This window comes from Methylophaga sp. F7 (genome assembly GCF_056863975.1).
Window position 1 is genome coordinate 887351 of record NZ_CM166511.1, and the last position, 12646, is coordinate 899996.

At 46.0% G+C, this 12646-nt stretch carries 17 protein-coding genes; 9 read left to right on the forward strand and 8 right to left on the reverse strand.

What is annotated here, in order from left to right; genetic code table 11:
• Nucleotides 1-11: 11 nt before the first annotated feature.
• Both AC08OG_RS04555 and AC08OG_RS04560 read left to right on the forward strand, forming a co-directional pair.
• Entirely contained in the window at nt 12-152 is a 141-nt protein-coding gene (locus AC08OG_RS04555; protein WP_482930141.1) for a hypothetical protein, read from the forward strand.
• A 157-nt stretch (nt 153-309) separates the two neighbouring features.
• On the forward strand, nt 310-456 hold the full coding sequence (locus AC08OG_RS04560; protein ID WP_482930142.1) for a hypothetical protein: 147 nt from the start codon (nt 310-312) through the stop codon (nt 454-456).
• Here the strand turns inward: AC08OG_RS04560 and AC08OG_RS04565 are convergent.
• Nucleotides 453-1364 (reverse strand): AAA family ATPase, encoded by a 912-nt coding sequence (locus tag AC08OG_RS04565; protein WP_482930143.1) that lies wholly within the window; start codon nt 1362-1364, stop codon nt 453-455. The two genes, AC08OG_RS04560 and AC08OG_RS04565, sit on opposite strands and share 4 nt — an antisense overlap.
• 89 nt (nt 1365-1453) lie before the next feature.
• Between AC08OG_RS04565 and AC08OG_RS04570 the strand changes: the two genes are divergently transcribed.
• Nucleotides 1454-1747, forward strand: coding sequence for a ferritin-like domain-containing protein (locus AC08OG_RS04570; RefSeq protein WP_318988511.1), 294 nt, complete (start codon nt 1454-1456; stop codon nt 1745-1747).
• Here the strand turns inward: AC08OG_RS04570 and AC08OG_RS04575 are convergent, their stop codons facing one another.
• Nucleotides 1748-2512 carry a TatD family hydrolase gene (locus AC08OG_RS04575; protein ID WP_482930144.1) on the reverse strand — a complete coding sequence of 255 codons (765 nt, stop codon included), beginning with the start codon at nt 2510-2512 and terminating at the stop codon, nt 1748-1750.
• Nucleotides 2513-2546: 34 nt separating this feature from the next.
• Between AC08OG_RS04575 and AC08OG_RS04580 the strand changes: the two genes are divergently transcribed.
• Nucleotides 2547-3008: a hypothetical protein gene (locus AC08OG_RS04580; RefSeq protein WP_482930145.1), complete on the forward strand. Its 462-nt coding sequence runs from the start codon at nt 2547-2549 to the stop codon at nt 3006-3008.
• Nucleotides 3009-3012: 4 nt separating this feature from the next.
• On the opposite strand, the gene ggt is transcribed toward AC08OG_RS04580, so the two are convergent.
• Both ggt and trhO read right to left on the reverse strand, forming a co-directional pair.
• Nucleotides 3013-4683 (reverse strand): gamma-glutamyltransferase, encoded by a 1671-nt coding sequence (gene ggt / locus AC08OG_RS04585; RefSeq protein ID WP_482930146.1) that lies wholly within the window; start codon nt 4681-4683, stop codon nt 3013-3015.
• Entirely contained in the window at nt 4680-5678 is a 999-nt protein-coding gene (trhO, locus tag AC08OG_RS04590; protein WP_482930147.1) for an oxygen-dependent tRNA uridine(34) hydroxylase TrhO, read from the reverse strand. The genes ggt and trhO overlap by 4 nt, the downstream gene beginning before the upstream one ends.
• A gap of 127 nt (nt 5679-5805) precedes the next feature.
• Here trhO and AC08OG_RS04595 point away from each other — a divergent pair, with 127 nt between their 5' ends.
• Nucleotides 5806-6219, forward strand: a complete 414-nt coding sequence (locus AC08OG_RS04595; RefSeq protein ID WP_482930148.1) for a hypothetical protein — start codon at nt 5806-5808, stop codon at nt 6217-6219.
• Between the two features lie 7 nt (nt 6220-6226).
• On the opposite strand, the gene AC08OG_RS04600 is transcribed toward AC08OG_RS04595, so the two are convergent.
• From AC08OG_RS04600 to AC08OG_RS04610, 3 genes are read right to left on the reverse strand one after another with little or no spacing between them, the layout of a single operon-like run.
• Nucleotides 6227-7189, reverse strand: coding sequence for a FecCD family ABC transporter permease (locus AC08OG_RS04600; RefSeq protein ID WP_482930149.1), 963 nt, complete (start codon nt 7187-7189; stop codon nt 6227-6229).
• Nucleotides 7186-7959: an ABC transporter ATP-binding protein gene (locus tag AC08OG_RS04605; protein ID WP_482930150.1), complete on the reverse strand. Its 774-nt coding sequence runs from the start codon at nt 7957-7959 to the stop codon at nt 7186-7188. Before AC08OG_RS04605 ends, AC08OG_RS04600 begins: the two co-directional genes overlap by 4 nt.
• Nucleotides 7952-8869: an ABC transporter substrate-binding protein gene (locus AC08OG_RS04610; protein WP_482930151.1), complete on the reverse strand. Its 918-nt coding sequence runs from the start codon at nt 8867-8869 to the stop codon at nt 7952-7954. The genes AC08OG_RS04605 and AC08OG_RS04610 overlap by 8 nt, the downstream gene beginning before the upstream one ends.
• 66 nt (nt 8870-8935) lie before the next feature.
• Here AC08OG_RS04610 and AC08OG_RS04615 point away from each other — a divergent pair, with 66 nt between their 5' ends.
• Entirely contained in the window at nt 8936-9472 is a 537-nt protein-coding gene (locus AC08OG_RS04615) for a hypoxanthine-guanine phosphoribosyltransferase (protein WP_318988520.1), read from the forward strand.
• Entirely contained in the window at nt 9469-10119 is a 651-nt protein-coding gene (locus tag AC08OG_RS04620) for an S-methyl-5'-thioinosine phosphorylase (protein WP_482930152.1), read from the forward strand. Before AC08OG_RS04615 ends, AC08OG_RS04620 begins: the two co-directional genes overlap by 4 nt.
• Nucleotides 10120-10185: 66 nt before the next feature.
• On the opposite strand, the gene AC08OG_RS04625 is transcribed toward AC08OG_RS04620, so the two are convergent.
• A complete protein-coding gene (locus tag AC08OG_RS04625) occupies nt 10186-10821 on the reverse strand; it encodes a CsiV family protein (RefSeq protein WP_482930153.1) in 636 nt (211 codons plus the stop codon).
• 459 nt (nt 10822-11280) lie between these two features.
• Between AC08OG_RS04625 and AC08OG_RS04630 the strand changes: the two genes are divergently transcribed.
• Together AC08OG_RS04630 and AC08OG_RS04635 are read left to right on the forward strand one after the other, a co-directional pair.
• Nucleotides 11281-12204 (forward strand): SPFH domain-containing protein, encoded by a 924-nt coding sequence (locus AC08OG_RS04630; RefSeq protein WP_014706454.1) that lies wholly within the window; start codon nt 11281-11283, stop codon nt 12202-12204.
• 1 nt (nt 12205) lies between these two features.
• Complete coding sequence (locus tag AC08OG_RS04635) at nt 12206-12646, forward strand: NfeD family protein (protein WP_318988524.1); 441 nt, start codon at nt 12206-12208, stop codon at nt 12644-12646.

Below are 12646 nucleotides of genomic sequence, written 5' to 3' on the forward strand. Positions count from 1 at the left end.
ATCGGTCGGTATTGGAATCAGATGCAGGCTGGTTTGTTCTGCAGCAAGCTGAGGAGCTTTATACACAGGAAGATACCGGGAAAATTGTTTTAGCGGCCACCACCCTGAACGTGATATTGATGGCAGATAAGCGATATCCAATTGTCGGATAGGTCGTGGACTTTGATTGGTCAGGTTCAGTGGCAATAAAATAGGCTGCTGGCAAAAAACCGGTTCAGCGCGGCCCAGTTGATAATCCAGCTGGCGGACATTACGATAACTGTGATGCATGGCTACATGGCCGACGCCAACCAGCAGGAAACACAGTAGGTGACCGAGACTGTTGTTGTAGTTAATGGCACCCAGCAACATCACCACAATCAATATCGAATAACTCAATCCATACCGGCTGGGCAAAATAAATACCCTGTAGCGTTGCTGTTGACGCCAGCGCTGCCAATATTGGCGCAACATTAGGGAATCGCTACCTGCTGCAGGATATCGGCAGCCCATTCTGCAGATTGCAGTTGTTCTCGCGCTTGCAGTCGATGTTGCACAATACTGGGGAAAATCGCCTGCACATCTTCTGGAATAACAAAATCCCGTCCGTTGATCATGGCCCAGGCTCGAGCGGCCTGAATCAGGCCCAGTCCGGCGCGTGGGGACAGACCATTGTAAAATTGACCGCTGTTTCGGGTGTAAGCCAATAAGGCCTGCACATAATCAATCAACGCATCACTTAATGAAATTTTACTGGCTACTTGCTGTAGCTGGATTAATTGGGTTGGCGTAATTTCAGCTTGCAATTGCTTGAGCATTTGACGTCTGTCTTCGCCGGTCAGCAAGGCACGTTCAGCCTGTTTATCCGGATAGCCAATCTGAATACGCATCAGAAAACGATCCAGCTGTGATTCGGGCAGAGGGAAGGTACCAATCTGATGAGCGGGATTTTGGGTCGCAATAACGAAAAAAGGATCTTCCAGAGGATGACTTTCTCCTTCAATCGTAACCTGTTGCTCTTCCATTGCTTCAAGTAACGCACTTTGTGTGCGGGGAGAGGCCCGATTAATTTCGTCGGCTAATAGAAGTTGAGTAAAAATGGGACCGCGATGAAAACTGAACTGATGTTTTTCGGGGTCATAAATGGATACCCCAAGAATATCTGCCGGCAACATATCACTGGTAAATTGCACCCGTTGAAAACGGAGTCCCAACGTTGTGGCAAGAGTATGAGCCAGAGTGGTTTTGCCAACACCCGGCAGATCCTCAATTAATAAATGTCCCCGCGCCAGAAGGCATGCTAAGGCGAGTTTGACGGGTTGCTGTTTACCAAGAATGACTGAGTTAATGGTGTAGAGTATTCGTTCAGTGCTGCCTTGCGTCATGGAAAGTCCTGAATTGATTTAGGTTATTGTTGCTATCGGAATAGACATGCTATTTTTATCTGGGTTCTATTCACTTTAAGGAATTGTATATGTCTAACGAAGGTTATCACGAGCCGTTTAGCGAATTATCAGACGAAACAAAGGATATGCACCGCGCCATAGTTTCGCTTATGGAAGAACTTGAAGCGGTCGATTGGTATAACCAGCGGGTTGATGCCTGTAAAGATCCTGAGTTGAAGAAAATTCTCGAGCATAATCGTGACGAAGAGAAAGAACATGCTGCGATGGCTTTGGAATGGATTCGTCGCAAGGACAAAAAAATGGACCAACATCTGCGTGATTATTTATTTACCGAAGGTGGAATTACTGAACATCACGATTGATCAGATATTGAATAGCTGACGACAATTTGCTGTGGTGATTTCAGCAATATACTCCGCTGATTCATCGCGCAATTGACTTAGTTTTTCCATGATAACCGGAATATTTTCAGGCGTGTTGCGTTCTCCCTGATGACCGCAAAGCGGCATATCAGGTGCATCTGTTTCCAACACAATTTGTGAGAGCGGTAACTCAGTGAACAGGCGTTGCAGTCTCTGAGCCCGTGGATAAGTTAATGCGCCACCGATGCCCAATAAAAAGTTAAGTTTACGGTATTGTTCTGCCTGTTGGGCACTGCCACTGAAAGCATGCACGATGCCGCCGGATAATTTTTTGTGGCGAAGTACTTTTAAAACGTCATCATGGGCTTTGCGTACATGCAGGATAACCGGCAAAGCAAACTGAACGGCAATATCAATCTGTGCTTCAAATAAGATAAGTTGAGAGGCGATGTCGGCATCAGCTACATAAAAATCCAAACCAATTTCACCAATGGCAATAGGCTGATATTGCTTAACGGCTTGCTCAAGAAGCTGTGCTGCATTCTCCTGATGATCAGCCATGAACATCGGGTGGCAGCCCAAGGCCAGCGATAACATGGGATGATTGTTACATAACTCGATTTGTTTGGGCCAGCTGTTAACCGTAACGCCGGGGATGATAATTTTTTCTATACCTGACCTGGCACAGTTTTGCAGAATGTCCGTTCGATCTTTGTCAAAATCGTTAAAGTCGAGATGGCAATGACTGTCAATCAGGTGCACCATGTCAAAACGGCCTTTATAAACAGAGGAGCATTTTATGTCTGAAATCTACCATGACGCCAGTAAGCCACATGAGCGCTTAATGTTCAACGTGGCGATATTTCATTTCCTGGTTCCGGCGATTCTGTTTGGTACCGAAAACCTGTGGCTGATTTTCTCATTATCGCTGTTGGGTTCGCTGATTATGATTGGCTCCATAGCCTACAAAGCCTACAACTCCCAAGATCAGACAGTACTGGTTCAGGCTCACTGGAAACTGGCCTGGAAACGCAGTACGTATTTATTGGGCGCTTATCTCGTGGCGGGAGTTATATTTGGTATCGGCTCATTTTTATTGATGGCACAAGCGGATGAAAGCATGCGCTTTATTCAACGCTCGGTATTAGGGTGGTTTGCATTAGTGCCTATTTCACTGACGTTGATTGCGTTGATTGTGTTGGAAGGCAGTGCGTTGGTTCAATCCAGAAAAGGTATCATGCCATCTGAGATGAAACTGTAATCCTTCAGTCTCTAACGATAATCTGCTCAGTCTTTGCCATACCCTCACCGCGCGGGTCACTGGCGGAGCTGAGTTTGCCTGTCTTTTTATCGACCACAATGACCTGCATATTGCCAAATTGACGATTTAACACATCCAGTTGATGGCCTCGGTTTATTAAATCCTGTTGCTCCGCCTCGCTCAGACCGGGTGTTTCCATTTGAACTCGGTCTGGCAGATATTGATGGTGCAATCGCGGCGCAGCCACAATTGCTTCAGCATCGTGACCTTCCATAAAATGTAATATGCCTTGCATCACCATGGTAATAATTCTGCTGCCTCCGGGTGTACCAATGACCAACAATCGCTGTTCATTTTCGACAAAGCTTGGTGTCATACTGGAAAGTGGACGTTTGCCCGGTTCAATGGCATTGGCGGATTCACTCACCAAATCATAGGCATTTGGGCTACCGCTTAACGCAGAAAAGTCATCCATTTCATCATTGAGCAAAACACCGGTATTTCCAGCTACAAAGCCACTGCCAAATGGGTAGTTGATACTCAGCGTGGCTGATACCCGGTTGCCATCTTGATCAACAATCGAAAAATGTGTGGTGTCCTGGCCTTTATTGCTGAACGCATCAGCTAATTCATCACTTTTGCTGGCGCTATCGGGATCAATGTCCTCAGCTATCTGGGCAGCATAAGCGGGATCCAGTAAATAATCCGGAACATCAATAAAATCACTGTCACCAAGATGAACGGTGCGTTCTCGATAAGCCCGACGCATGGATTCAATTAGCCAATGTCGCTTTTGTTGCTGGTCAGCCTGCCAGTAATCCAGTGTGTTCAATTGATTCAGCATCAAAGTTATTAACTGACCGCCTGCCGAGGGCAATGCTGCAGTGGTGATGGTATAACCTGCAATTTGAGTCTTTACTGGCTGGCGGATTTTCAGTTGATAATCAGACAGATCCTGTTCTGTCCAGATACCGCCCGCGGCTTGTACTGATTTCACCATTTGTTTGGCAATTTCACCCTGATAAAAAGCTTCCCGACCTTTTAAGGCTATGGCTTCCAAAGTGTTGGCTAAATCCTGCTGGATAATCATGGAACCTAAAGCGGGAATTTCTTCGCCATCCAAAAATATCGCTTTAGCTTCGGCATTTAACGCCTGTTTTCTGAATCCCATATAGCGTTGATAACGTGGCGTGACGGCAAAACCTTCTCTGGCATAACGAATTGCAGGTGCAAGGGTGATAGATAATGGTAGATTGCCATAATTTTGGGTTAAATAATCCAATGCGGCGGGGGTTCCCGGAATGGCAGCCGCCAGAGGCCCATTTAATGATAAATCACGAACCACTTCACCGTTGTTATCCAGATACATATCACGGTGTGCCTGGGAGGGGGCTGTTTCACGGCTGTCCAGCATAATCTGTTGTTGGTCGGTTTCACGATGTAATAACCAGAATCCACCACCTCCAAGGCCAGAACCAGCAGGTTCAACGACAGCAAGCGCTGCACTTACTGCAATGGCGGCATCAAAGGCGTTGCCACCTGTTTGCAGAATTTCAAAACCGGCCTGGGTTGCTAAGGGATGTGCTGAAGCAATTGCCGCTTGTCCGTTTTGAGTTTGAGCAAAACCAAGCGGAATGATCAGGACATAAAAAAGCAGGGCAGTGAATAATCTCATCGATGGTGTTTTTTCATGGCAGCGAGTCGATCCTGCTCTTTACGGCGGATTTTCTCCAGACGATGTAATTCAGCAGCTTCGTTGGATTCCATGCCGATATGCGCTTCACCACGTTGCAAGGCCAGCTGAATCTGTTTCTCACGCTCTGCGTAGCGGGCTTTCTGATCATCTGTAGTTTTATCAAAACAATGTGGGCATGACACACCGCGCTGATATTTTTCACTTTGCTTGTCCTCTTCGGTGATCGGTAACCGACAGGCGTGACATTGATCGTATTCACCTTTTTCGAGGCTATGGTTCACGGTGACCCGTTCATCGAATACAAAACATTCACCTTCCCATAGCGACTCCTGTTCAGGCACATCTTCCAGATATTTGAGAATGCCACCTTCCAGATGATAAACCTCCTCAAACCCCTGTTCTTTTAGATAAGCGGTGGATTTTTCACAGCGAATTCCGCCAGTACAGAACATCGCAACTTTTTTATGTTTTTGCGGATCCAGGTGCTGTTTTACATATTCCGGAAATTCACGAAAACTTTCTGTGTGAGGGTTAACCGCGTTTTTGAAAGTGCCAACTTCTACCTCGTAATCATTACGGGTATCGACCAGTAAGACTTCGGGATCACTTATCAATTTGTTCCAGTCTTTGGGTTTGATATAGGTGCCGACCGACTGTTTCGGATCGATGCCTTCGACACCCATTGTGACGATTTCACGTTTTAATTTCACCCGGCTACGTAAAAAGGGCGGAGTATCGGTATAAGACTCTTTGTAACTTAAATCCTTTAATCTGGAATCGGCGCGCAAATAATCCAGCAATGCATCAATAGATTGACGCGAGCCGGCGACGGTACCATTTATTCCTTCCTGCGCCAGCAATAAAGTGCCACGAACTTCATGATCCAGCATGAATTTGAGTAGCGATGGTTTAATCGCAGCATAATCATCCAAAGTGACAAATTCATACAATGCGCAGACCACAGTTTGAGCCATAGAAATATTCCATAAAGAGTCAAAACCCTATATTTTACAGGGAAATTCTCAGGTCGTGTATGCTCACTTGACAGTAAGCTTTAGCAAGCAGTAAATGATTGTACCAATCAACACATTGAGGTGTGAAATGGATGAATTACAACAACTCAAAGCTGAAAGTGAACAATGGCGGGCTGATCATCTTCGCTGGTTGGCCGATGCAGATTCCTGGACCCATCATACTCAGAGATTAATAGCCATTCTGCACAAACTGGAAAGAAGTTTACCCGAACACAATGCCAAGCTGGATCAACATGTTGAATTAATTATGCAACATCAAGAAACCATTAACCGCTATGAATGCGGGCTTGACCCTAATTGTCTGTCCAGCTGTGGCAGTTATATTAATTTAGAAAAACAACGAGCGTTTCACGATAGATTGCGAAAACTGCACCATAAAATGCAACTGCATCATCAACAATTTAGTGAAGAATATAAAAAACAGATGGCTATTTTTTATCAACAAGCGCAACAGCTGATGCAGGAAATTGCCGAGGGCTAGGTGCTGTTTAACGCAGCGATTTATATCGCATCAATAACCACAGGAAAAACGGTCCGCCCAATAGCGTCGTAATGACACCGACTGGTAGTTCTGCAGGGGCAATAACCAATCTGGCAAGCGTATCGCAAATCACCAGAAAGCTGCCGCCAAAAAGCAATGTCGCCGGTATCAGATAGCGATGATCTTCACCGATAATCAATCGGCAGATATGCGGCACCATCATACCGACAAAGCCAATCGGGCCGCATAAAGCAACGATAGCCCCCACGCACAATGAAGTCACAAAGAATAATGCGTAGCGTACGTATTTCACCGAAACGCCCCGACTTGTGGCTATTTCATCACCGGCCATTAACAGGTTCAGTTCGCGGCTCAGATAAAGAATCACTACTGCCGTCAGCGTAACAAAAGGTAATAATTGCTTTAATTCCTGATAACCAACGACAGTTAAACTGCCCATCAACCAGCGGATAATTTGAAATGAATCGGCAACATTGCTGAGATACTGAATAAACAGAATCAGACTAGAAAAGAAGAAACTGATAGCAACACCGGTTAACAATAAGGTTTCACCGGAAAAACCAAAGCGAAACCGACTGATACTGTAAACAAAACTGATGGCGATTAACGCACCGGCAAAGGCGCTGAGGCTGGTGGCACTTAATCCTAAAATCGTAAAGCTGATACCCGTATAGACACTGATCGCTGCTCCTAATGAGGCACCGCTGGCGACGCCGAGGGTAAATGGTGTTGCCAGCGGATTACGAAACATTGCCTGAAATACCATGCCGCACAATGCCAGACCACAGCCCGCCGTAAATGCAAATAACACCCTTGGGATCCGCAACTCATAGATAATAATTTGCTGGATTTCTGCCGAACCAGCCGCTGAAAAATCCAGCCATGGACTGATAATTACCACCAGAAAGGTAAACAGACTTAATACGATGAGTTTAAGTTTTATGCTCATGACTCATCAGCCACAGCAATTAGCCGATCATGATGCGGATGTTTGGCAAAAACAAACGCTTGCTGGTAAAGCAGCTGTAACCGCTCAGCATCTAAAAACTTTTCAGCTGGACCATGCCACAAACATTTACCGTCCAGTAATGCCATTACGTGTTTGCTGTGCTGCGCGGCATGATTGATATCATGGGTCACTTCGATAATAGTCTTGTGCAGTTGCTGATTCAGTTTGCGGATCAATTGATGTACGGCAACCTGATGATGGGGGTCCAGAAAGGCAGTGGGTTCATCCAACATCAAAACCGGCGTATCCTGGGCCAGGGCCGCGGCAATCATTACCCGTTGGCACTCTCCACCACTGAGAGTCGACATTTTACGCAAGCGAAAGGGTTGGCTGTCGGTAATAGTGAGCGCATTTTCTACTGCGTCCTGATCCTGCGATTGCCACTCAGAAAAGACATGGTGATAACTGTATCTTGCCATCCGCACAAATTCTTCAACATTGAAACTCAGGTGACTGCCACCAGTCTGCGGCACATAACTGATGAGTTGGGCGAGTTTTTTATGGCTGTAATGTGAGAGCGTTTGTCCATCAATAGATATTTTTCCCCCGGACGCAGGCAGAAGCGCAAATAAGGTTTTCAAAAAAGTACTTTTGCCAGAGCCGTTAGGTCCCACAATACAAAGGTAATCGCCACGGGCAATATCGCAATTGATATCTTCAATCAGTGTTTTATCGCCGACCTTTACCGAAATATTGCTACAGCTAATCATTTTTAGATGAATCCCAATCCAGTTGTGGATGAAATATCCGGGCGAGATCCTCTGCCAGTTGAATGATTCGGGGACCGGGGATCACCGCATAATCGGCTTGAATAATATGTAACCGTTTATTTCTGATGGCATCAATTTTATCCAGCCTCTGCCATTGCTGCTCTAGCTTGGTGAGATCGGGTGAATACACTTCTTCGCCGGGAAAAATATCGACAATGATTTGTGGATTAAGCCTTAACAGGCCTTCTGTGGAAACCGCAGGCACTTTTATATTTGGCCCCTGATAGACATTTGTTGCACCAACAAAAAACAATAAATCATTATAAAAATCCTGTTGTCCGGCGATATATACCTTATCCAGAAAATGTGTATGTGAACTATGAGCAATTGCAAGTAAAACGGTCGGTTCAGGCTGATCTTGGATTTTCTGTTTAATTGCTTCTAGCCTACGATCAAACTCGCTGACCAGGCTTTTGGCCAATGACACTTTATCAACTGCGGAGCCAATATCGATGATGCTGTTTCGAATGCCGGCCAGACTGGAGTTATCGATACTAAGCGTTTGAATCCCCAATTGCTGCAGCTGCGTATTTAAGCTTTGTTGGCGTTCCAGCAGGATAACCATATCGGCTTTCAAGCGAACAATCTGCTCCAGATTTGGATCCAGATAACCGCCAACTTTGGGCAGCTTTTTCACTTGGATGGGGTATTGACAGTAGTCGGTTACCGCAACCACTTTATCACCCGCATCCAATGCAAACAGCGTTTCAGTAATGCTGGGGGCAAGACTGATGACCCGCTGCGGAGAGGATATTTCCGACGCATTAGTGTCGGATTGCGGTTTTTCAGGCTGCAGCCAGACGAAAATAAAAATCGCGATAAACAGCAGAATCGGCCAAAAACGTGCCATTTTGGCTTTCCTGTAATCAAAACAGCCTATTATACTGCCTGATGTTGATACCGATAGGTGAAGTAAATGAATCAGATAATGCCCGAAGCAGAGTGTTTATTTAGTCTGCAGGCGATTGATGAAAGTCTTGAGCAACTGTCCATGCAGCTGAACAGGGATTATCTCGACAAAAATCCTGTGCTGCTCTGCGTAATGAACGGTGCGGTGATGACCATGGGGCATTTATTACCAAAACTGCAGTTTACGCTTGAAACAGACTATATTCATGCGACACGTTATGGTGATAAAACAGTGGGTGGCGAACTGAATTGGCGGGCCAAACCGAATATTGATCTTAATGACAGGCATGTGTTGTTAGTGGATGATATTTACGATGAGGGCATTACATTAGCCGCCTTGCGTAACTTTTGTCAGCAGGCTGGCGCGACTTCTGTAAAAGCAGTGGTATTGGCAGATAAACAGCACAGTAATAAATATGGCGTTCAGCCGGAATATATTGGCTTACAAATTCCTGATCGTTATGTTTTCGGTTTTGGTATGGATTACAAAGGCTATTTACGCAATGCGCCGGGCATCTTTGCCGTCAAGGAGAATGCATCATGATTGGATTAATTGGAGGCAGTGGGTTAAGCCAGCTGGAGGGCTTGGTCCTTGAACAACAAATGCAGCGGGAAACTCCTTTTGGCGAGCCTTCCGCACCATTAATGATTGGTCGTTATGCCGATAAAACGGTGGCTTTCCTACCCAGACATGGCGAACATCATACGATTCCGCCACATCTTATTAATTATCGGGCGAATATCTGGGCGCTTCATCAGTTAGGGGTAGAACAAATACTCGCTGTTGCTTCGGTGGGTGGTATTACGGATACCTATATGCCGGGAACCATTGCATTGCCAGATCAGTTGATTGATTACAGTTGGGGGCGGGAATCCAGTTTTGCCAGTGAAGATTTTTCAGCCGATAAGCATATTGATTTCACCTACCCATTTGATGAAACACTGCGCCAGCAAATACAGCTTGCTGCCAATAGTGAAGAAATGACAGTGATCGATGGCGGAACCTATGCGGTAACCCAGGGACCGAGACTGGAAACCGCGGCAGAGATCCAGAGATTAAAAAAAGATGGTGCTGACATGGTGGGCATGACGGCCATGCCTGAAGCGGCGTTGGCACGGGAATTAAATATTGCCTATGCCAGTATTGCCGTCGTGGCTAATCAGGCGGCTGGTTTAAGTTCACACCCCTGACTATAGAAGCCATACTGGACACCATGGATGACTCGATGGGGCAGGTAAGGCGATTGTTGAAAAGGGTTATTCCGCTGTTGTAGCTTCACCTTCAGACGGCAGGGAATAGGTTTCTGGCTCGGTCATATTGCTGAGCACCTGATCCGGTGTTGATACCGGTATCAGTTGCAGAATAGCGCCAAACCGCGGGTGATCAAAATAATGCACCTGCTTACTACGGATACGGCGCAATTCCACTAAACGTGGCTGATGCAAAGTATGATACGAATCGCTTTCCACTGAGCGCACACCATCCCGCAACCATAGATCCAGGCTCGCGTGTAAATAGGTAGCGATATGAAAACGTACTTGTCCTTGAACCCGATCAGAGTCTATCGCTACAGCTTGTGCCCGACTGCGACTGCCCACAGCCTGTTGCCAAGTTTGATGGCTGATGACCCGATAGCCGGCTGAATTACGCAGCCGTTGTGAAATATCTGTCAGATTTTTATTACTGTCTGGTTGAATGACTTTGTTGGCCATACCCACTTTCAAAGGAGCAGGATCCTGCAAGGTAAATACCGGCGACTGTTCGTTATCAGATGGATTGAGTACTTCAAAAACGATCAATTCAACGTGATACCACTGTTGAGCCTGTGCTGCGGCCCCAAAACTCATTAAAGCGACAAAAAACAGGCTACGAATTAGGCTCAAAGATTTCATATAAAGTGGTTCCGAATGATCATGTCGTCTATTGTCTAACGCTGACCCAAAAATGTCCAAGATCTAAGGGCCTATTGATTGTTCATAGCCACCACTGCTGGAGATTATATTTGTCTTCAGCAAGACGGAAATGGTGAAATGTAGCCAATTTACATGAACCATTTTCAACACCGTTGAAGCCAAATATAGTCCCAGCCCTTTGGGTTGTGGCTTAAAATGCACCACTATTCGTTGCTCATAGTTTATTTAGAATGACTACAAAAACGCCGGGAGTATTTTTTTGAGCGTCAGCCCCAATGGCGTGAGATACATGGATGTATCTCACAAACTTCACTCCTCGCGCCTTGATTGGTGCATTTTCAGTCACAACAGAGGCAGCTATGAACAATCAATAGGCCCTGATAATACTCTTTGCTGGTATCATCCAGTGAACATTAAATGTCGCAATGGAGCAGAGTAATGGAAGGTTTTTCGCTATTTGTTATCGTGGTGCTGGTACTGGCCATTGTCCTTGTTTTAATGGGCGTCAAGTCGGTAGACCAGGGCTGGGAATATACGGTTGAACGGTTTGGCCGCTATACCAAAACCTTGCGACCAGGTTTGAATATCATTGTGCCGGTGATTGATAAGGTTGGCGCACGCATCAACATGATGGAGCAGGTATTGGATGTGCCCTCTCAAGGTATTATCACCAAGGATAATGCGATGGTAAGAGTTGATGGAGTGGTGTTTTATCAGGTGATCCATGCCGCAAAAGCAGCCTATGAAGTCAGTGGTCTGGATAATGCCATTCTGAATTTAACCATGACCAATGTGCGGACAGTAATGGGGTCAATGGATCTGGATGAACTGCTATCCAAACGTGATGAAATCAATACTCGACTGCTAACGGTTGTCGATGATGCAACAACCCCGTGGGGCATTAAAGTTACCCGGATTGAAATTAAGGATATCGAACCACCCGCGGATCTGATTGAGGCCATGGGCCGTCAGATGAAAGCAGAGCGGATTAAACGCGCAAATATCCTGGAAGCTGAAGGCCATCGTCAATCTGAAATTTTGCGGGCGGAGGGTGAAAAGCAGGCTGCAGTACTTGATGCTGAAGGCCGTCGTGAAGCGGCATTTCGGGATGCGGAAGCGCGTGAGCGTCTGGCAGAAGCGGAAGCCAAAGCCACCACCATGGTTTCTGAAGCGATTGCCCAGGGCGATGTGCAGGCAGTAAATTATTTTGTTGCACAAAAATATATTGAAGCGCTCAAAGATATGGCCAGTGCCGATAATCACAAAATCATCATGATGCCGCTGGAAGCTGGAAGTGTTATCGGTTCACTGGCAGGTATTACCGAACTGGCTAAAGAAGCCTTCGTGCGTAAAGAGAACTGATATGCCTTTCATTATCGACTTCTGGCACTGGTGGGTATTAGCAGTAGTGTTGATTACACTGGAAATTATTCTGCCCAGTTTTTTTGCTTTGTGGCTGGGAATCGCGGCATTTCTCACCGGTCTGGTGTTGCTGCTGTTTCCTGAGATTGCCTGGCAGTTTCAATGGTTGATGTTTGCGGTATTGTCGGTGCTCAGTATTGTGTTGTGGCGTCGCTATTACACTAAACATCCCATCGCCACAGATGAACCTTTATTAAACCGGCGCGGCGAACAACATGTTGGCCGTATTATCACCTTGACTAATCCTATTGTGAATGGACAGGGGAAAGTCATTCTCGACGATTCAACCTGGAAAGTGCACGGCCCCGATTGTCCTACGGGAACTCGAGTCCAGGTCACAGCGGTGGATAACGTCATTCTCAAAGTTGAAATTATTGGTTAA